At 45.5% G+C, this 17,093-nt stretch carries 24 protein-coding genes; 22 read left to right on the top strand and 2 right to left on the bottom strand.

Annotated elements, in window-relative coordinates; all coding sequences use genetic code 11:
• Positions 1-215 precede the first annotated feature (215 nt).
• The 11 genes from A1QO_RS19210 to A1QO_RS19160 all read left to right on the top strand — a co-directional run bounded on the left by A1QO_RS19210 (position 216) and on the right by A1QO_RS19160 (position 7,758).
• Positions 216-1,406 (top strand): DNA circularization N-terminal domain-containing protein, encoded by a 1,191-nt coding sequence (locus A1QO_RS19210; RefSeq protein WP_017041900.1) that lies wholly within the window; start codon positions 216-218, stop codon positions 1,404-1,406.
• A complete protein-coding gene (locus tag A1QO_RS19205; RefSeq protein WP_017041899.1) occupies positions 1,403-2,341 on the top strand; it encodes a tail protein in 939 nt (312 codons plus the stop codon). Before A1QO_RS19210 ends, A1QO_RS19205 begins: the two co-directional genes overlap by 4 nt.
• A complete protein-coding gene (locus tag A1QO_RS19200) occupies positions 2,334-2,840 on the top strand; it encodes a phage baseplate assembly protein domain-containing protein (RefSeq protein WP_017041898.1) in 507 nt (168 codons plus the stop codon). The genes A1QO_RS19205 and A1QO_RS19200 overlap by 8 nt, the downstream gene beginning before the upstream one ends.
• Positions 2,841-2,890: 50 nt before the next feature.
• The gene (locus A1QO_RS19195; protein WP_431354865.1) at positions 2,891-3,238 is read left to right on the top strand and encodes a phage GP46 family protein; all 348 of its coding nucleotides are present in this window, start codon (positions 2,891-2,893) and stop codon (positions 3,236-3,238) included.
• Positions 3,235-4,278, top strand: a complete 1,044-nt coding sequence (locus A1QO_RS19190; protein ID WP_017041896.1) for a baseplate J/gp47 family protein — start codon at positions 3,235-3,237, stop codon at positions 4,276-4,278. Before A1QO_RS19195 ends, A1QO_RS19190 begins: the two co-directional genes overlap by 4 nt.
• Positions 4,260-4,790 (top strand): hypothetical protein, encoded by a 531-nt coding sequence (locus tag A1QO_RS19185; RefSeq protein ID WP_017041895.1) that lies wholly within the window; start codon positions 4,260-4,262, stop codon positions 4,788-4,790. The genes A1QO_RS19190 and A1QO_RS19185 overlap by 19 nt, the downstream gene beginning before the upstream one ends.
• A complete protein-coding gene (locus tag A1QO_RS19180; RefSeq protein ID WP_017041894.1) occupies positions 4,787-5,752 on the top strand; it encodes a hypothetical protein in 966 nt (321 codons plus the stop codon). Before A1QO_RS19185 ends, A1QO_RS19180 begins: the two co-directional genes overlap by 4 nt.
• Complete coding sequence (locus tag A1QO_RS19175) at positions 5,752-6,294, top strand: hypothetical protein (protein WP_017041893.1); 543 nt, start codon at positions 5,752-5,754, stop codon at positions 6,292-6,294. Before A1QO_RS19180 ends, A1QO_RS19175 begins: the two co-directional genes overlap by 1 nt.
• A gap of 151 nt (positions 6,295-6,445) precedes the next feature.
• Entirely contained in the window at positions 6,446-6,688 is a 243-nt protein-coding gene (locus A1QO_RS19170) for a hypothetical protein (protein WP_017041892.1), read from the top strand.
• Positions 6,685-7,221 (top strand): lysozyme, encoded by a 537-nt coding sequence (locus tag A1QO_RS19165; protein WP_017041891.1) that lies wholly within the window; start codon positions 6,685-6,687, stop codon positions 7,219-7,221. Before A1QO_RS19170 ends, A1QO_RS19165 begins: the two co-directional genes overlap by 4 nt.
• A 15-nt stretch (positions 7,222-7,236) precedes the next feature.
• Complete coding sequence (locus A1QO_RS19160) at positions 7,237-7,758, top strand: hypothetical protein (protein ID WP_017041890.1); 522 nt, start codon at positions 7,237-7,239, stop codon at positions 7,756-7,758.
• Between the two features lie 24 nt (positions 7,759-7,782).
• Here the strand turns inward: A1QO_RS19160 and A1QO_RS19155 are convergent, their stop codons facing one another.
• Both A1QO_RS19155 and A1QO_RS19150 read right to left on the bottom strand, forming a co-directional pair.
• The gene (locus tag A1QO_RS19155; RefSeq protein WP_017041889.1) at positions 7,783-8,751 is read right to left on the bottom strand and encodes a phage portal protein; all 969 of its coding nucleotides are present in this window, start codon (positions 8,749-8,751) and stop codon (positions 7,783-7,785) included.
• A gap of 16 nt (positions 8,752-8,767) precedes the next feature.
• A complete protein-coding gene (locus A1QO_RS19150; protein WP_017041888.1) occupies positions 8,768-10,525 on the bottom strand; it encodes a terminase large subunit domain-containing protein in 1,758 nt (585 codons plus the stop codon).
• Positions 10,526-10,659: 134 nt separating this feature from the next.
• On the opposite strand from A1QO_RS19150, the gene A1QO_RS19145 reads away from it, so the two are divergent.
• The 11 genes from A1QO_RS19145 (at position 10,660) to A1QO_RS20185 (ending at position 17,065) form a co-directional block, all read left to right on the top strand.
• Entirely contained in the window at positions 10,660-11,517 is an 858-nt protein-coding gene (locus A1QO_RS19145; RefSeq protein WP_017041887.1) for a GPO family capsid scaffolding protein, read from the top strand.
• Positions 11,518-11,571: 54 nt separating this feature from the next.
• On the top strand, positions 11,572-12,633 hold the full coding sequence (locus A1QO_RS19140; RefSeq protein ID WP_017041886.1) for a phage major capsid protein, P2 family: 1,062 nt from the start codon (positions 11,572-11,574) through the stop codon (positions 12,631-12,633).
• A gap of 138 nt (positions 12,634-12,771) precedes the next feature.
• On the top strand, positions 12,772-13,224 hold the full coding sequence (locus A1QO_RS19135; RefSeq protein WP_017041885.1) for a head completion/stabilization protein: 453 nt from the start codon (positions 12,772-12,774) through the stop codon (positions 13,222-13,224).
• Entirely contained in the window at positions 13,224-13,703 is a 480-nt protein-coding gene (locus tag A1QO_RS19130; protein ID WP_017041884.1) for a phage tail protein, read from the top strand. The genes A1QO_RS19135 and A1QO_RS19130 overlap by 1 nt, the downstream gene beginning before the upstream one ends.
• Positions 13,685-14,224 (top strand): phage virion morphogenesis protein, encoded by a 540-nt coding sequence (locus tag A1QO_RS19125; protein WP_017041883.1) that lies wholly within the window; start codon positions 13,685-13,687, stop codon positions 14,222-14,224. The genes A1QO_RS19130 and A1QO_RS19125 overlap by 19 nt, the downstream gene beginning before the upstream one ends.
• Positions 14,224-14,427, top strand: a complete 204-nt coding sequence (locus tag A1QO_RS19120) for a DUF2635 domain-containing protein (protein WP_017041882.1) — start codon at positions 14,224-14,226, stop codon at positions 14,425-14,427. The genes A1QO_RS19125 and A1QO_RS19120 overlap by 1 nt, the downstream gene beginning before the upstream one ends.
• Entirely contained in the window at positions 14,427-15,572 is a 1,146-nt protein-coding gene (locus A1QO_RS19115) for a phage tail sheath subtilisin-like domain-containing protein (RefSeq protein WP_017041881.1), read from the top strand. The genes A1QO_RS19120 and A1QO_RS19115 overlap by 1 nt, the downstream gene beginning before the upstream one ends.
• Before the next feature lie 3 nt (positions 15,573-15,575).
• On the top strand, positions 15,576-15,941 hold the full coding sequence (locus A1QO_RS19110; protein WP_017041880.1) for a phage tail tube protein: 366 nt from the start codon (positions 15,576-15,578) through the stop codon (positions 15,939-15,941).
• Positions 15,942-15,952: 11 nt separating this feature from the next.
• The gene (gene gpM, locus A1QO_RS19105; protein ID WP_017041879.1) at positions 15,953-16,651 is read left to right on the top strand and encodes a phage terminase small subunit; all 699 of its coding nucleotides are present in this window, start codon (positions 15,953-15,955) and stop codon (positions 16,649-16,651) included.
• Positions 16,638-16,922 (top strand): phage tail assembly protein, encoded by a 285-nt coding sequence (locus A1QO_RS19100; RefSeq protein WP_017041878.1) that lies wholly within the window; start codon positions 16,638-16,640, stop codon positions 16,920-16,922. Before gpM ends, A1QO_RS19100 begins: the two co-directional genes overlap by 14 nt.
• 8 nt (positions 16,923-16,930) lie before the next feature.
• Entirely contained in the window at positions 16,931-17,065 is a 135-nt protein-coding gene (locus tag A1QO_RS20185) for a GpE family phage tail protein (protein WP_017041877.1), read from the top strand.
• The last annotated feature ends 28 nt before the right edge of the window (positions 17,066-17,093 follow it).

The raw sequence follows: 17,093 nt of genomic DNA, 5'->3' as shown, positions 1-17,093 counted from the left end.
AATCTAAAACAGCCCTCAGTGTAGATACACTGGGGGCTGTGTTGTACTAAAGCCTACCAAAGCACGATCACTTTAAGGATCGCAAAATTGCAGTGTGGAATTTCGGTGTGGAGGGAGGGGTGAGTCCGAGCGAAGCCTAAAGCCCCTATTTCGCCCTCTAATTTCCAGCACTTTACCAATTTCTGTTTTTTGTTCATCAATGGGTAGGTTTTCTAATGTGGGAACGACAACACGAGCACGCGAGATGGAATGGGCTGAAGCTCAATATCCTGTCTACCTCCTTTGATGGTGGTAAGCGTCTGCAAGTGAGTGAAATCCCATACGCTGACCTACCACACATAAAAATCATGGGCACCAAAGCCCGAGCCTTCACCTTTGAAGTTGTGTTCGTGGGTACAAGTTCGCTAGCTGACGCGAACGCACTCATTGATAACCTTGAAGCAAATCCACAAGGGGAACTTGAGCACCCTTGGCTAGGTGAGCTACCGCTAGTCTTTGAAGACCACTCGCTAAGCTTCAGTACGAAGAAAGGTTTAGTGACATTAAGCCTTAAGTTCGTGCGCTCTGGTACTTCACCTTCAATCACTGCCCCGACAACAGCTCGTACTAAAGCACAGGCTAACCTAGTAGAAAGCCTCTCTAACAAATCATTTACTGAAGAGGTTAAAGGGCTGGATGTTTCTCAAATCAACGAAATCCAAAGCAATGCAACCAATGCGCTCAATGTGCTGGTTGATATTACTAACCGCCTGAACCTAGCCGATGATTCACTACAAGATATTAACCTAGCGATAAATGAAGCTTTCTCTGCCGTGAGCAGCTTGAGCACTAACCCCACTGAGTTCGCTGATCTTTTTTCTAGTGCTGTCGATACGGTGTCTGAAGGTGTTCAATCAGAGCCTGCTTCCGAGAGTGAAGCCGTCGATAACTCACGCAGTGCTCAAGCTTTGATGCTTGGCGAAGTAAAAACCGATAGCCCAACGAAACACCACAACGTGCAGATGGTCACGGGCGCGGTGAAGATGAGTAAAGACGTGACTGACCTAGAAGCAAATGACAGCTTTGAGATCACCCTAGCCCAAAAGCAACCAGAGATTATTCAAAGTGATCTCTCAACTCTCATTGTCAACGTTGATGACCGCATCAAGGAAACGACTCAAGTCTCTACGCAAGAAAGCATAGAGCTCTATGACGCACTCACGTTACTAAAAAGCAATGTGCAGACTCAGCACGATAAAGTGACAGAAGGAACCAAAGCACACAGAACCGTGCAATCACCTCACTTTAAGTCAGCGCTGAGTATTGCCCATGACGAGTACACCAATGAGAACGTCATTACCAAAATGAATGCACTTCAGCACCCTTTGTTTATCCGTGGTGATATCGCAATGAGGGATGCACGATGAATCAACTCACGATGCACATTGACGGGAATCCGCACACTTTTTACCAAGCCAACTTGAACTACTCAACAGAGCAATTGGCCCACACCTTTAACTGCTCGATTGAACCGATGAACATTGATCGCCCGTTGTCGGTTGAGTTCTTCCTTAATGACCAATCCATCTTAATCGGTCAGATAGATGAAGCAGAAAGCGAGACAGGCGCAAGCTCTTTAACTATGCCAATAGTAGGACGTTCCGAGAGCGCGAACATGATTGACTCGCGCATCACAATGGATGCGATTTATAACCTCAATGTTGAAGAGTTGCTAAGAAAGCTGGCAAAACCATTTGGTTTAGGGGTAAAGAGCCTCGTTAAAGGCATGCCGAAGATTGAAGAGTTTCAGATTAACGCTGAGTCTCCGGTTGAAAATGTGGCTCAGCTCATCCGTGAGCAAGGCTACATGCTCATCGAGCGAAATGGCGTGCTGACTATAGAGAACACGGCGCACGGAACGATTAACAATGTTGGCCTTGAAATAGGCAACAACATAGACAGCTTAAAGATAAAACGCACCTTCAATAAGCAGTTTCATACTATTGATGTGCAGGGCCAGTGGGATGATGCCAGCGCCCAAGTCACCAACCCAAACATTGATAGCTCGCGCACGATGGTGATCACCTGTGACCAACTGCAAAGCAGTGCAGCGTGTTTATCTCGCGCCAAATATGAACACAACTTAGCCATAGCGGAAAGCCTAACCGCTTCCACGTCTGTCGCCGATATCTTTCCTCAGCTTGCGATTGATGGATTAAACCGAGTGATTCGAGTAATCGACAAAGAGCAGAGTTTTAGTGAAATGCTGGTGATTAAGTCTCTTGGCCTATCGGTGTCCGAAAGCTCCGCGAGTACTTCCGTTGAGTTGGTTAGGCCGTTTAAGGAGCAAAGCCATGTCTAGTGCTCAACGCCAGCAACAACAGCGATTAATGGCTCGCATCAAGAATGTGATTGGAACAGGAACGGTGACTGGCGCAACCACTGGCATGCTGCAAATCAGAACCGCAACAGGCCGCACCAATGATCGCATTAAGCGCGTCCACAACTACGGATTCATGAGCCGACCATTACCCGAAGCCAAGGCTTACAACCTGTTTATTGGCGGTGTAACTGCGCGTGGTATTACCGTCAATGTGGAAGACGAACGCTACCAAATCGACTTAAAACCTGGCGAAGTCGCCATGCTCGATGACAAAGGCAACCTCGTTCACTTCACCGAGGAAGGAATCAAACTCAAGGCTCCGACAAAAATCGTATTTGATACGCCTCTGTCTGAATTTGCTGGTGATGTTGATATTAAGGGCAAAGCCACGGGTGGTTCTGGTGAGTTCGGCGGTATTGTCGTTGAAACCCATAAACACCCATGTAATTGCGGATTGTCGGAGGAGCCAGTCAATTGAAGTACTTTAAATTAAACGCTTTGACGGCACCAATAAGCCAAAAAGACGGCATGACTCATGCGGTACTGCAAAGCGTCTACAACTACGCTGAGTCAACCAAGAATGACCGCGCCAGAATGGACAACAATGAACGCGGTGGCACTTGGAGTAATGAACTGATAGAGATTGTCGGCTCTCGTGACTGGACGCTCAAACGAGCCAAATTAACCGATGAAACCTTAAGGCTTGCTAAACGCTTTTATGAAGAAGCTCTCGCCTGGTTAATTCAGCAAGGTCACGCCAAAGCTATTGAAGTCACCGTTTGGAGAGAGAAACCAAACCAAATGGGCCGTAATATCATGATAACCCTGACTGATGGCTCAACATTTGATGTTCCACTATCGAAGGTAGATAAATGAGTACACAAGTGAGCCTTGAGAGCTTAATCGCTCGTGCTGAAGCCAACCTAACGGCAGAAACAGGGCAAAGTAATCCAGCCACCAAAGCGATAGCCTCTGCTATTGCTGGCGTCAGCTATGGGCAATATGGCTATCAAGATTTGCTTTTCAGACAATTGCACCCTGAAACCTGCTCTGAAGCATGGCTATACCTGCATGCAAATCGCCACAATACACCACGACTACTGCCTACTTTTGCAAAAGGTACAGTGCAGTTTACTGAACTAGGCGGAACAGTAGTGATCGCCAAAGGTACTCACCTAATCTACGGTGATAAAGAGTATGAAACCACTAAAGAGCAATACAGCAATGTGCCTGTAGACGTCATTGCACTTGAATCAGGGACAGCCAGTAATTTACCAAATGGCGCCAAACTCACTCTCACTGAAGGACTAAGCGGTATCGACCCAAATAATATCTTATCGCTTGGTATTGAAGGTGGTGCAGATATCGAAGAGTTAGAGCACTGGCGAGCGCGAGTAATTGTGGCCTTTGAGAAGAATGAACTGATCGGCAAATCAGAAGACTACGAAGTGTGGGCAGTGTCGGCTCACTCTGATGTAGATTTTGCTTGGGCACTCGATAACACACCAGAGCGCGGCATGGTAGAGGTCTACATTGGCGCCCGTGAAAACGACCCAACGCTAAGCAGTGAAGTGGTCAATCTTGTTCAAGAGACCTTTGAAGCTAACCGACTCGCGGGTTGTCATCCGTTTGCGCACCTTCCAGAAAAAGCACCACTCGCTATAGAGATTCAAGGCATTGAAGACCTAGCGATTCGTGATGATGTCGTCACAGCACTTGAAAGCTTTGTGAAAGGGAAAATGGGCAAGATAAACCCAGAAACTAAAAAGCCTGAATCCATCACCAACACTGAAATTGTGTTAGTCATTTCAACGGTGACCAATAACTTTATTGTCAAAGAGCCTGTGGGCGAAGTGGCTATAAACAATAACCAGATTCATGTATTAGGAGCCGTCTCATGGACACCTCCGACTTAATCATTGAATACAGCGAAGGCGATTTTGCTGATGCTTATCGTGGGTTACTGCCTCAAGGCGAATACTGGCAAGACACCGAGAACGCAGAGCTGACCAATACCATTAACGGTATAGCGAAAGACTTTAAGAAAACCCATGACGATATTAAATTATCGCTTTTAACAGAGTTTGAAGAGCAAGGGTTTGGCTGGAAGATTCGAGATTATCAAAGCCTACTTGGGACAATGGGCTCAAATGGTTTGGTTTATGACGATGTGAAAAGGCCCAATCTGATTTTGATTGACCTCTTCAGCTATGACAATGGCGCAGCCATTAACGCATTTGAAAATGTTCGATTACCTCACACCGAGTTTCACTGGCTTTACCCATTGGAAGCCGAAACCCAATTTGAACAGGCCACCGCCTTAACAATAAAGCCAGAGTTGAGCTCACAGTTAGAAATAGACGCTGAAACTCAAATCTTGTGCCGCACTGCCATTACTTGGCAACTTGAAATAGGAGACACCGAATGAGCACACTGCAAGCTATTCCGACTCAGCACGGGATAGATATTTTAAACAGTGAGCTGAAAAATACTGTAACCAAGTATCGGCTCATTGGCGCGTTAACCCATGACGCACCAAGTGAATCACTGTATTCATTCTACGAAAACACCATTGAAACCAGTTACTACGATGACAATGGCGTTTTAACCTTTATCTTGAATCTGCCCATTGAGCAGCACTTTGATGAATACCTACACCAAATCCATGTATTAGATAGCAACAATCAATCCGTGATCGAGTGCTCGACACCCAAAGTCGCTTTGCCGAAAGGCATTGGCGGTATGGTGACACTCAAAGCGGCGATTTCGGGTGAAGCTGGACAAGTTATTTTTAAACACAGTGAGTTTGTGACTGAAACTGAATTGAATGAGCTACACCTAGCGCCGATTAAAGCAGCACTAGCAAACATGGTAGGAATGATAGGTGAATTCCATCAATCCGGAGAAAAGCCTGCTTGGATTGACCTAAAAGGCGGCGAATTATCAAGAATTACCGATAAACTACTTTGGGACTATGCGGTAGCGGCTGGAATGGTAATCGATCAGGCAACAAAAGACGCCGATCCAATGATTCACGCAATGAAGTTTGGCGATGGTGATGGTGCCACAACCTTTACTTTGCCAAATCACCATTTGGGTCATTTTATTCGTGGTAATCCATCAAATGTCTCTCATGGTTCAACTCAAGGCGATGCGATTCGGAACATTACAGGTGGAGTAAGTTCAGTTTATGGGCCACTTAAAACTAATACTGGGGCTTTATCTCTTGAAGAATATGGAAGTAGCCCAGCCAAAGTGGGCGTGATTGGAGCAGATCCGGGAGCTAACCGAACTATTGAATTTGATGCTTCTAAGGTTGTGCCGACATCGACAGAAAACCGCCCATACACTGGAAACCTTTCCATCAAAATACACCGAGGTTGGATGTAATGAAAGTTGCGTATCACTATGACCCTAAAACATTAGTCTATTTAGGTAAGAGCAATGTCGATAACATTGCAGGATATGAAGATTATATTTTACCGCAGTTCGCTACTTGGGTTGCCACGGCAGAGTTTGACGAAAAAACCGAACAAGCCAAATTTGATGTACAAAACCAAAAGTGGCTCGTTGAGCCAAAGCCCGTTGAAGTAACGGCTTACCATAAGCAAACCCATGAATCGAAAGTGTTTGATGATGCGTCTTTGGTCACGGACGAATACACACTAGAAAAACCATCAACACAATGGGATGAATGGATTAATGACTCTTGGGTAACCAACCTAAGCAATAAATACATTCACGACTATGCGCAAGTGGATGCTACTCGCTCAACGCTTTATACCCAACTCACCGACCCACTAGAAAGTGAGCTTGCACGTAAGGCGCGGCAAGGCAAAACCGATGAAGTACAAGTACTCTCTAATCGCATCAACGAGCTAGAAGCCAAAATCAAAGCGGAGAACCCATACCCAGAAGCGCCAATCAACTAACCACCAAACCCAGCCTAGCCGCTGGGTTTGTTCTTTCTGACTTCCCAAACTTCTATATCTCCGCACTAGAAATGCCATAAGTACCCTTTAAACCTCAGCCCGATACACTGGTTTTGTGGGGCACTAATCACTAGTTACGAGAGAAAAATCAATGAATCAAACAGAGGCAAAAACACTCGTCATATCTTTGCTAGATGCGACTGGCCTAAAGAAAGTCCTCACTTCCATTAGTGCAACCATTATCAGCTTTGGTGTGATAGATACCTTACAAGTGATTTCCGTTACGGTAGGTATTGCGGCTGGCGTTATGGCATTTCGCCATTACTCCGTAGCAACAAAGCTCAACCAAGCCAAACTAGACAAGCTGAACTCTCAAGAGGACGGTGCAGTATGAGCCTAAAAACCAAAGCAATACAGGCGGTGGTGTGCTCTGTCACTTCAGTTCTTGCCATTGTCTTTACTATCGACTCAGAGCTAAACGTCAGTGAAAACGGTTTGCGCCATATCGCCAATGAAGAAGGTTGCCGCCTCAAGTCATACCAATGCAGTGCGAATGTTTGGACGGTCGGTCTAGGCAATACCAAAGGCGTGACCAAGGACACGCATATCACCGAACAGCAAGCCGCAGAAAGCTTTGTTGAAAGCGTAGCCGCCGCAGAGAAAGTAGTTAAAAAACACATCACCCAAACGCCAAAACAAGGCGAATACGACATGATGGTGAGCTTTGTTTATAACCTAGGCGCGGGTAACTTCTCTCGTTCAACGCTACTAAAAAAATTCAACCAAGGCGATCAATTGGGCGCCTGTAACGAGTACCAAAGGTGGGTGTTCGTCAACGGGAAAAACTGCCGATTAAAACAAAACAACTGTGCCGGTATTCCCAAACGCCGAACGAAAGAAGAAAACGTTTGTTTGTACGGATGGTAAGCAAGGAGAGTCACAATGTTCGCCAACTACCTAACCCTATTCAAAACCCTTGGCATTGTCGCCGTTCTTGGCTGTGTGGTGTATTTCTCTTATGACTACGGCGTAACAACGACAGAAGCTAAGGCCCTAAAAGCACAAAATGCCCTGTGGGACAAAGTAGAACAAAAACAAGACGAGGCTTTCCAATTAGCCGTAAAACTCGCTAACCAAAAGCCTGATATTCGAATTGAGTTTCGAGAGATAGAAAAAGAGGTGATCAAGTATGCTCAAAAGAACAATGATAAGCAGTGCGTTGTTAATGATCCTGACTGGATGCACATCCGCGCCGAATCAGTGCGAGCGCATAATCGAGCAATCGGTATTCAGCAACCCTCCACCGTCACTGATGGTGCCCCCAAAACCGCTACAAGTTACGAGCGAGACGCCGAAGTCCTAGCGGAGGATGTATCTAACGTACAAACCTGTGCTGAAAACGCACAACAACTGCTATCGCTACAAACATGGATAAAAGCACAACTCAAACCCTCAATGCAGTAGAGACGTATCTGTCTATACTCGATACTAAGCCACATCCAAACGCATGTACTCATTCGGGGTGATAACCTCTTGCCCCGTAAATTCATTCAACTCTTGCATCATATCAATCAGCGGCAAAAGCTCATTCTTGTGAAACAACCAATCAACCTTACTGAGATCGAGTGACGTAATACTCTCGCGGCGAACACTCATTAACTCGATAGGGACACGATGAAGGGCCAATACATCCGTCATGGTCTGGTTCTTCACATCCTTAAACGCATCTTTCGCTTCAACCTGCCCTATCGCTTTTAATTCCGGTGCTTTGGTATCTTTACCTTTCGCATTAACAAACAGGTTTTTGAATGCCATGCCTTCTTGTGCCTGAAGCTGTTTCTTGATCTCTTCTTCCTGCTTTGAGGTCATTGTTGGCTCATTCATGTACAGCAAGTAACCAGCATGATTACCATTGCGGAAGTACTGACGACGAAACAAAGTTGCATCTTCATTTAGCCAGATAGAGGTAAGGCCGCTCACATGGCTTGGTAAACCGTAAAGCTCTTGAGCAATATCATAATCACCCAAATGGAATACTTGCCCTTGTTTATAGTCAATGCGCCCTTCGTCATCGTAAGCGCGTGGTTTGTATGTCCAGCCTAAGTCTTCACGCCTGCGCATATAAAGTGCGGGCAAGTGCTTCAACTTAACAGGCTCACCTAGCCCGCGGAAACTGCGTATAACTTGCAGGTAGCCATTACCAAACGTTAAATAGTCTTGAATAAAGCGCTTGGCATCTTGGCGAGATAACAACCCACTCAGCGCAATAGCTAAAATCAGCGTATTACGTTTGAATTCTATTGCGCTGGCATGCATGGGGTTCACGCGCAAGGCCTTAGCCAAAGTATCAAGCGGTATTGGCGGCTCATATAAGCCGTCAATTAACGCCACTTCTAAATAGCTCAGAATATCGCTATTCATCACACTTACAGGTTTAGAAAATTCAATCTCAATCACTTGCTCTCTCCAGTTCTTAGAAGAACGTTACGCTTGTATCGTTATCTGCATTCACATCTATTGGTTCCCACGCTAGAACGTGCATTGAGGCCCATGCTAAATCAGCATGCGAACCTATTTTGCTACGATTGGAAACAAAGGTTACTTGTCCGCTTTTATCGGTGGTTTGCTGGCGAATCATCAAGAAGGAATGCACTAGGTCATCCCAATCATCATCAAACAAGAAGCGTCCATTATTGATAATCTCTCGCGCTTTATATGCCATCATGCGCTTCATCTCTGGTGAATAGTTCAACTCAACCAAAGCCGGGTAAAACTTACGTACCAACTCCGCTACCGCCGAGCCCACGCCGCCAGTGTCCATCGCTAAATAAACCACATTGTACTTTTCGGTAATGCTTCGAATGGTTTCAGCTTGTTGTTCATAGCTCGAACCTTTCAAACGAAGTTTCTCAATAGTCCGAAATACGCCGCCCTTGGTTTTGGGTTTCAGTGCGACAACTAAACCTGCATCGTCCGAACCTTCACCGGTACCGCCACCTCTTGGATCATAACCAACCAAAACCTCTGCATTACCAACGGGGCTCGCTTTGTCGTGGTCTACGTCCTGCCAAAGGTCTGTATCCGTCTTGCAAGCCAACAACGCCTTGAGCGCAAAGAACGAGGCGCTATCATCCAAGAATTTACAGCGAAGCAGGTTGTCGAATACCTCTTTAACCGGATACTTACGCTTAAGCTTCTCCATGTTGAAGAGCTTGTCACCGCCTTTGGCAATGGCATCATCAACCGTGATCATTTGACGGAAGATGTAGTCGGGGCCAAGCGCACCGTCTTTTAGTGCTTTATGGCTTAGGTCAATGTTGTCTTCTTTCTTACCAGACCATTTTGGGTAAGCCTCATGCGCCATAGTAGAAGGGGTTGATATGTAGGTTGTACGGTACTGAGCCTGAATCGACATACCACCTGCATAGTCATCAAGTGCCCCAAAGCGAGGTATCCAGAAAACCTCATCCCAATACATGTGACCGTTAAAGCCCTGAGAAGATGAAACATTGGTTGAACAGAAAATAAGGTTAGCGCCATTGCTTAATTCAATGTCGTCTTTACCTTTTAAATCAATGCCAGCAAGCTCTAGGGCAAACTTGCGAATGTAATTTTTAAAGATGTACGCCTGTTTCTTGGACGCAGAAATAAACACCTGGTTATCTCCGCTAAGCACTGCATCTTCAAACGCTTCCCATGCAAAATAGAACGACAAACCAATCTGGCGAGATTTAAGATAAAAGCGAATCTCATTGATATCATCGCTTTGCTTATGAGCATGAATCTCTTTTTGGTAACCAAAGAACGTTTTTTCACGGTATTCATCCAGCATCTCTTTGGTGATACCGGAAATGTCATTTTTAACCTTATTCGATTTACGACCACGTTTTTTATCACCATCACTACGGCTAGCTGGTCGTGTACGGCGATTCTCTGCCTCTTCACGCTTACGTTGCTCTTCAAACAGCATTTTTAATTCTCGTTCTTGGCATTCAAGTTTATGGTCAACACCCCACATCAAATAGGCGATACGCTGCCTAAGCATTAGCTCAATGGGGGAATCGTCTCGCAAGGTTGCCCAATCAAATTGCTTAATCCATTTCTGAACCGTACGCGTAGCTACGCCAACTTCCTCCGCAATTTCTGGCGGCTTTCGTTGGCGTAAAAAAAGCGCAAGGGCTCTAGATTGGTCTGCGGTGTATAGCGCTTCGCTACTAACATTCGTATCCATGCTTGCATAGTGCTATAGCCCCCGTAATTACTCAGCTTGAGCACGTTCTATATCGATGTTTTAGAAAGGGGATGAATACAAAAAGAAAGAGCCATTGGTTAGATTGGAGTCATCGAAATTAGGAGAGTTTAGGCATGTTCAAGTCAGAGCCAATTTGTATTTTAAAAGCAGGGCCTACCATTGACGGAAGAGATACCCCACAGAAAGTCATCGATGACATCGCAGAAACGTACGACCCGCTAAAGTACACAGCTCGCATTAATGAAGACCACTCGGATTGGAGCTGGAAAGGAGGCTCTGTACTGTCGGTTGAAAAGCGTGACGATGAACTTTGGGCTGAAATTAAACCTAACTCTTTCTTGCTAAGAAATATTGAAAACGGCCAGCTATTGCATACCTCGTGTGAGTACTTGGAAGACTTTGCCAATACAGGAAAAGCGTACCTAACGGGTCTTGCGTTCACGGATAAGCCAGCATCATTAGGCACAACCCAAGTGCACTTATCTGCGCAACGTAGTGAAGAAAAAGCCATTCACGTATCAACAGGCCTAACGCTTAACGAAACAGAACAACTCTCTAAAAAAGGTGAATCGACACAAGAACGTTCACTGCTAACCAAACTTTATAACCTGCTCAAACTCGCACCTGGAGAACAAGAAGAGCAGCTTTCCAAACAAGAGGAATCGGAAACCATGTCTAAAGAAACCGAAGAGCTGCTTAAGCAAAGCGTTGAGCAGAACAAAGAACTTAACAGCAACCTAAGCCTATTGATCACTAAGTTGTCTAAAAACGGTGATTCAAACGAAGGTGAAGAAGGCCAGACCGACGAAACCGAAGGCAGCAAAGAAGTCACCGAACTAAAAGGTCAAGTAGAAACACTCTCTACACAAGTTGGCGAACTCAGCGGCCAGCTTGAAAAATTCAGCAAGCTGACCGACGAAGAGCAACGCCAACTAGCTGGAGAAGGCGGCGAAGCAGATACGTATTTATAGCCAGTTTCTAACAGGTCGAACCCCTACTACAACCAATTTGATTGAGATAAAACTATGCAAAAAGGTACTCAAGTAAAGCTGAATGCTTTCATCAAAGCCGTTGCCACACAAAACGATGTGGATGACGCAACACAAAAGTTCAACGTAGCCCCAAACGGCACACAGAAAATCATTGTTCAATTGCGTGAATCAAACTGGTTTCTAAAAGCCATCAACGTCATTGCGGTTAAAAACCAAAAAGGGCAATCCATTGGCCTCGGTGTGACAGGTATGATTGCAAGCCGCACTGATACCACTGGCGCAGGTAAGCGCACCCCGAAAGACCATTCAAGCATGGGTGCCATGGATTACATGTGTGAACAAACCAATTTTGACACCGCCATTCGCTACGCCAAGCTGGATGCCTGGGCACATGACAAACGCTTTAATAAAATCATCTCTGAACAAACTCGCGAACAAATCGCGGCCAACAAAATCACCATTGGTTGGTATGGTGAAAGTGTCGCTGTCGACACCGACTCTGGCGCCAATCCCAACGGTGAAGACGTCAATAAAGGTTGGTTTCAGGCCATGCGAGACAACAATGCTGGTCGCTTAATCACTGAAGGTAAATCTGCCGGAATAGTTCGTATCGGTGAAGGTGGTGACGGCTCTGTTGGCAAAGAGAAAGGGGACTTTATTAACCTAGATCTTGCGGTACTCAATACAAGAACCCTACTGCACGATGCGTGTGAAAACGATTCAAACCTAATCGCAATCATAGGCTCTGATCTGCTTGCTTACGAAAAAGCCAAGTTCTATGAAGCACATGGCAATACCCCTAGCGAAAAAGGCAAAATTCAAGAGTTGCAGGTTATTGGCACCTACGGCGGCTTGCCAGCGGTGAAAGTACCTGGCTTCCCGTCAACAGGCATCATGGTGACCAGTTACGACAACCTATCTATCTACATTCAAGAAGGCTCTCTTCGCCGCTCTGTTGGTAAAAAGAACGACGAGAAAGACCAAATTGAAAACTTCGAATCCATGAACATGGCTTACGTCATTGAAGAAGTCGGCAAAGCTGCGGCTATCGAGTTCAAGAACGTCAAGCTCTGGATTGAAGGCGCTTGGGTATAACCGCCTAAACGTAGACATTAGATAGAAATATACACCCCACAAATGCAGGCTCTCTCGCTGCTTCATGTGTGCTTATGCACTTAATGATAATCGCGAGTGCTGCCTGCATCCCCCTAACCCACTGAATAAGGTTGAGTCATGGCTGAGTATGTCGGAAACAAAAACGATATATACGACTCTGAGCTACCTGCTTCTGGCAAGTATCCAGCACTAAAAGTTTCAGAGTTTCAGTCTCTGTTCCATTTCCAAAGCAATGAGACAGAGGCAGGCATTCTACACCACGCCAAAGTATCGCGTGTGAAAGTTCATTCAGAGCTAAAAGACACCCTAGAACCTTTTGCTAACTTGGCCGAGTTGTCGCAAGCACGGTTTGATGATGAAGAGTCAGGCGAGACACTCTACAAGCAAGCCGTGTTTGCGCTTACCGCCGCACAACTTATTAGCACACAAATGAGCGGTGATGCGACTAAAGACGCGGCAGAAAGGCAAGAGGCCCTAACAGACAAGAAAGAAGAATGTGAAGTCCAGTACCGCCAGGCGGTAGACATGCTCATTCATGGTGAAGAAACCTACTGCTTTGAGAGGGTGTAATGAAAGCTTTGCAAAACCTAACAGACCTGTTCAAAACGCATATTGTTGATGCAAAAAGCTTTGACTCATGGGCAGAAGACGGCGCTATTTTTTGCACTCAAGGCGATGAAATTGACGGTTTTGAAGTTGAATATACCGCCATTATCTTTGTACAAAATGCCTCTCTCAATCCAGACAATTTGTTTATGCACATTGTCAGTTGGCTAAACAAGTATGACCAACACCGAAGCGAGAAAGGTTTAGCCATGCCGACATTTGCTGTCGAGCGTCTAGACCAAGGGCGGTACGACATAAAGCTAAAACTCGATATTCGTGAAGAGTACAACCTGATCGAAGATGAGCAAGGCGATTGGAAACAAGCCGGTGATCTATACCGATGTGATAACCAGTTTGAAGCCGCAGTTGATGAAGATGAGTTAGGTGAACTGGTTTACTTTGTCGGTCACGAGAATGACTTGCCATGTCAGAACTCACGCTAAAAACGCCCGAACAATTAACGCAGGTGGTTGAAAGCTTAGTGCTCACTGCGTCTGAAAAACTCGACCTGAACAAGCGAATGGCAAATCGCGCTAGGCAGTTTTTCCGCAGTCAAATTCGAGCTCAGCGAGATATTGATAACAACCCATACCAAAGCCGAACGCGAAGAAAGAAAGTCAAGATTCGGGAAAATATGGAAGGCGCGCACACCGCCAACAACAAAAACATGATGTTAGGGTTTAGTCGGTCAATGCGAACCATTGTGACTGAAGACAATTTTGAAGTCGGGATTAAAGGTGTCGCTGGCGATATCGGACGAGAGCACAACGCAGGCTCACAGGTTTCATTTACTACTCGAGTAAACGGCTTTTTTGACAGCAAGGTTGGTCGCTGGAAAGGCGGCACAATGACTAAACGAAATTACACAATGCCAAAGCGTACCTTCATTGGTTGGACGCCAGCTCTAGAGCGAGAGCTACTAGCAATGGCAGCGGAACACTTTGCACTAGAGGATGCAGCGTAATGGAAAAGAAAGACGTAGTTACATTCAAAATCAAGCCCAAAGAAGGCGTCACTGTAAAAGACCCTAAAACTCTTGAACCCTTAAAAACGACAGGTGAAAGCAAACCACGTAATACCTATTGGCTACGTCGTGTCAAAGATGGTGACTGCACGGTTGTTGACACTTCGACAAAACAAACGACCACCAAGAAGGATGCTAAATAATGAGTATTAGCTTCAACGAAGTTCCTAGCAATATTCGCGTACCAGGTTGTTTTATCGAGATCGATAATAGCCTAGCGAACAGTGCAGAAGAACAGCAAATCATCTTAGCCATTGGTAATGCGATTGCAGATGCCAAAGTTGGGCCAAATACCGTGACTTTGTGTATGGACGAAACCATCGCCGCAGAGAACTTCGGTAAAGATGGCGTAACCTCTGAAATTGTGGAAATGGTGAAATACTTCCGTAAGCAAGATGAAGTCATGCCTATCTTCGCAGTCAGTGTTGACGCTGGTGATATCACCAGTGCTCTAGCCGCTTTGGGAGATGTTCAATATCACCACATCATGTGCTCGCTCAATGATGAAACAACAATTCGAGAGTTAGGTGAGTTGCTTGAAGAACGTTATGACGCGATGAACCAAATCCCTGGGTTAGCTTACATGCCGAAAAAAGGTACGCACGCAGAGCTAATCACCTTCGCCCCTGTGAGTAATTGCCCGTTGATTAGCTTTATGCCTATCAATCAATCCTGTGATTCAGCAAATAATGATCTCAGTGATGCGGCTGCAATTGGTGCTTGGGTTGGTCAAATTGCCCCTTCGCTTGCTACTGACCCTTGCCGACCTTTGCAAACTTTAAAGCTTAGTGGCGTTTACTCAAAGGCGGCAAGTGAATGGACATTTGCAGAGCGCAATATGCTGTTATACGAAGGTATCAGTACATTCACCGTTAGCTCAGCAAAAGAAGTGATGGTTGAGCGCCCTATTACCGCTTACACAGAAAACGCCGCTGGTATTGCAGATAACAGTTATCTCGATGTGATGACACCTGCCACAGCGATGTATTTCCGTCAGAAACAACGCTCACGCATTCTCAGCAAGTACGCTCGACACAAGCTAGCGAAAGATGGAACTAAGTTTGCTCGCGGTCAGGTTATCGTGACACCAAGCATGCTTAAAACGGAGCTGCTCGCCTTGTATCGAGAGCTGGAATACAACGGTATTGTTCAAGACTTTGACGGCTACAAGAAGTCACTCATTGTTGAACTAGACGATACCAACAAACAACGTGTGAACTATCAAGATTCTCCACAGTTCGTGAATGGTCTAATCATTACCGCCGGTAAGGTTCAATTTAGGAAGTAACTTATGTCAACGAAAATTACTAGCCGTGCAGTCATTAACGCGGGTTCGTTAGGACGACTGCCGATTAAAGAAGGTGCAGAGATTGGCTTTGGCAACCTCAAGCGCACACCTGTAATGGGCGATGACGGTGTTTTGGGGTACTCAGAAGAGTACTCTGATGCACCGTTCATCAAGGCAACCATAATTCATGCAAAAGATACTGATGAAGAAGCAATCGCCAATCTAGTTGATGAAAACGTCACGCTAGAAACCAATAGCGGTAAGACGTACACACTTAAAGAAGCTTTCTCAGCAGATCCTTTGTCGCTCACTGTGAAAGACGGTCAGCTTGAAATTATGCTGAACGGCGAAGAGCTGATCCCTCAGTAAGGAGTAACCTCATGCTATCTATCCTCATGAAAAGAAAGCACCAGTTACAGTCAACGCCACAAGTCTCGAAGCAGGTAGACAAGCCAGCGGTGAGCGTGACGGCTCGCCCTGCTTTTCACGACAAACCTTGGGAAGAAACTCAAGCCGCGCTAAAGCAAGACCTTAGCTACCTAAAAACCCTGTCAGGCTCTAAAGAGAAAGACCCTTTCAAAGAAGAGCTAATCAAGAAGTACCGCCCACTAGTTGAGAAGTTACTCGACACCCATAAAGGCAACTACGGCAATTTAGACGTAATGTGGTGGTTCTACTTATGGCAAATCGATTTAGGCCAATTAGAAGTCATTCATGATGATTTTCGCACGGCAATTGGCGCAGGCCTGGAAACGCCAACAAGCTGGAAGATGAATGGGCAAACCGCATTTTTAGGTTACGTGTTCCAATACTCAAACAATGCCTATAAAGCAAAAAAGGTGTTTAAACGCGAATATCTAATCAATGCGGTGAAAGACCTGCTTTCCGGTGAACTCGCCACTAACGCACCTCTTAAAGTAAAAATGTTCCGCTTAGTCGGTGATTGGTACTTTGATGAAGGACAAAAAGAGCAAGCGCATAACCTCTTTGAACTCGTGATGAAGCTAGATTCAACTAAAGGTGGCCGCAAAACTAAGCTCAACGATTTAAAACAGGAGCTGGGCTATGAACCCCATTAAAGACCAATCAGACATTAAAAAAGCAGAACTACCCACTCCCATTGAAAAGGATGGCGTAGAAATCAAAACGCTTGATATTCAAAAGCCTAAATCTGGCAATCTTCGCGGCCTTAGTCTCGTTGATGTGTGTGAGATGAAGTTTGAAGCAGGTGAAATACTGTTACCACGGATATCAAATCTAAACGAACGTGATGTTTTAAATATGCCTGTTGAGAACTGGGCACCAATACTGACGACTATCGCCTCTTTTTTCGTGAATGTGGAACTGTAATCGAGAGAGTGGAAGACTATTACGCTGACTTAGCCATGGTGTTTCACTGGCCACCAAGCGAAATAGACCAACTCAGTTACGAAGACCTATTGCTGTTCCGCGAAAAAGCACGACAAAGAACCGAACAAGAAGAGAGCGAATAAGCTCTCTTTTTTATGTCAAAAAAGGATG

Source organism: Vibrio genomosp. F10 str. ZF-129 (genome assembly GCF_000287055.2).
In the GTDB taxonomy this organism is placed as follows: Bacteria; Pseudomonadota; Gammaproteobacteria; order Enterobacterales; family Vibrionaceae; genus Vibrio.
This window is presented reverse-complemented; position numbering and strand designations above follow the sequence as displayed.

Coding starts and splice junctions, on each gene's coding strand:
- A1QO_RS19210 (WP_017041900.1), top strand. CDS start 216: ATGTGGGAACGACAACACGAGCACGCGAGATGGAATGGGCTGAAGCTC.
- A1QO_RS19205 (WP_017041899.1), top strand. CDS start 1,403: ATGAATCAACTCACGATGCACATTGACGGGAATCCGCACACTTTTTAC.
- A1QO_RS19200 (WP_017041898.1), top strand. CDS start 2,334: ATGTCTAGTGCTCAACGCCAGCAACAACAGCGATTAATGGCTCGCATC.
- A1QO_RS19195 (WP_431354865.1), top strand. CDS start 2,891: ATGACTCATGCGGTACTGCAAAGCGTCTACAACTACGCTGAGTCAACC.
- A1QO_RS19190 (WP_017041896.1), top strand. CDS start 3,235: ATGAGTACACAAGTGAGCCTTGAGAGCTTAATCGCTCGTGCTGAAGCC.
- A1QO_RS19185 (WP_017041895.1), top strand. CDS start 4,260: ATGGACACCTCCGACTTAATCATTGAATACAGCGAAGGCGATTTTGCT.
- A1QO_RS19180 (WP_017041894.1), top strand. CDS start 4,787: ATGAGCACACTGCAAGCTATTCCGACTCAGCACGGGATAGATATTTTA.
- A1QO_RS19175 (WP_017041893.1), top strand. CDS start 5,752: ATGAAAGTTGCGTATCACTATGACCCTAAAACATTAGTCTATTTAGGT.
- A1QO_RS19170 (WP_017041892.1), top strand. CDS start 6,446: ATGAATCAAACAGAGGCAAAAACACTCGTCATATCTTTGCTAGATGCG.
- A1QO_RS19165 (WP_017041891.1), top strand. CDS start 6,685: ATGAGCCTAAAAACCAAAGCAATACAGGCGGTGGTGTGCTCTGTCACT.
- A1QO_RS19160 (WP_017041890.1), top strand. CDS start 7,237: ATGTTCGCCAACTACCTAACCCTATTCAAAACCCTTGGCATTGTCGCC.
- A1QO_RS19150 (WP_017041888.1), bottom strand. CDS start 10,525: ATGGATACGAATGTTAGTAGCGAAGCGCTATACACCGCAGACCAATCT.
- A1QO_RS19145 (WP_017041887.1), top strand. CDS start 10,660: ATGTTCAAGTCAGAGCCAATTTGTATTTTAAAAGCAGGGCCTACCATT.
- A1QO_RS19140 (WP_017041886.1), top strand. CDS start 11,572: ATGCAAAAAGGTACTCAAGTAAAGCTGAATGCTTTCATCAAAGCCGTT.
- A1QO_RS19135 (WP_017041885.1), top strand. CDS start 12,772: ATGGCTGAGTATGTCGGAAACAAAAACGATATATACGACTCTGAGCTA.
- A1QO_RS19130 (WP_017041884.1), top strand. CDS start 13,224: ATGAAAGCTTTGCAAAACCTAACAGACCTGTTCAAAACGCATATTGTT.
- A1QO_RS19125 (WP_017041883.1), top strand. CDS start 13,685: ATGTCAGAACTCACGCTAAAAACGCCCGAACAATTAACGCAGGTGGTT.
- A1QO_RS19120 (WP_017041882.1), top strand. CDS start 14,224: ATGGAAAAGAAAGACGTAGTTACATTCAAAATCAAGCCCAAAGAAGGC.
- A1QO_RS19115 (WP_017041881.1), top strand. CDS start 14,427: ATGAGTATTAGCTTCAACGAAGTTCCTAGCAATATTCGCGTACCAGGT.
- A1QO_RS19110 (WP_017041880.1), top strand. CDS start 15,576: ATGTCAACGAAAATTACTAGCCGTGCAGTCATTAACGCGGGTTCGTTA.
- gpM (WP_017041879.1), top strand. CDS start 15,953: ATGCTATCTATCCTCATGAAAAGAAAGCACCAGTTACAGTCAACGCCA.
- A1QO_RS19100 (WP_017041878.1), top strand. CDS start 16,638: ATGAACCCCATTAAAGACCAATCAGACATTAAAAAAGCAGAACTACCC.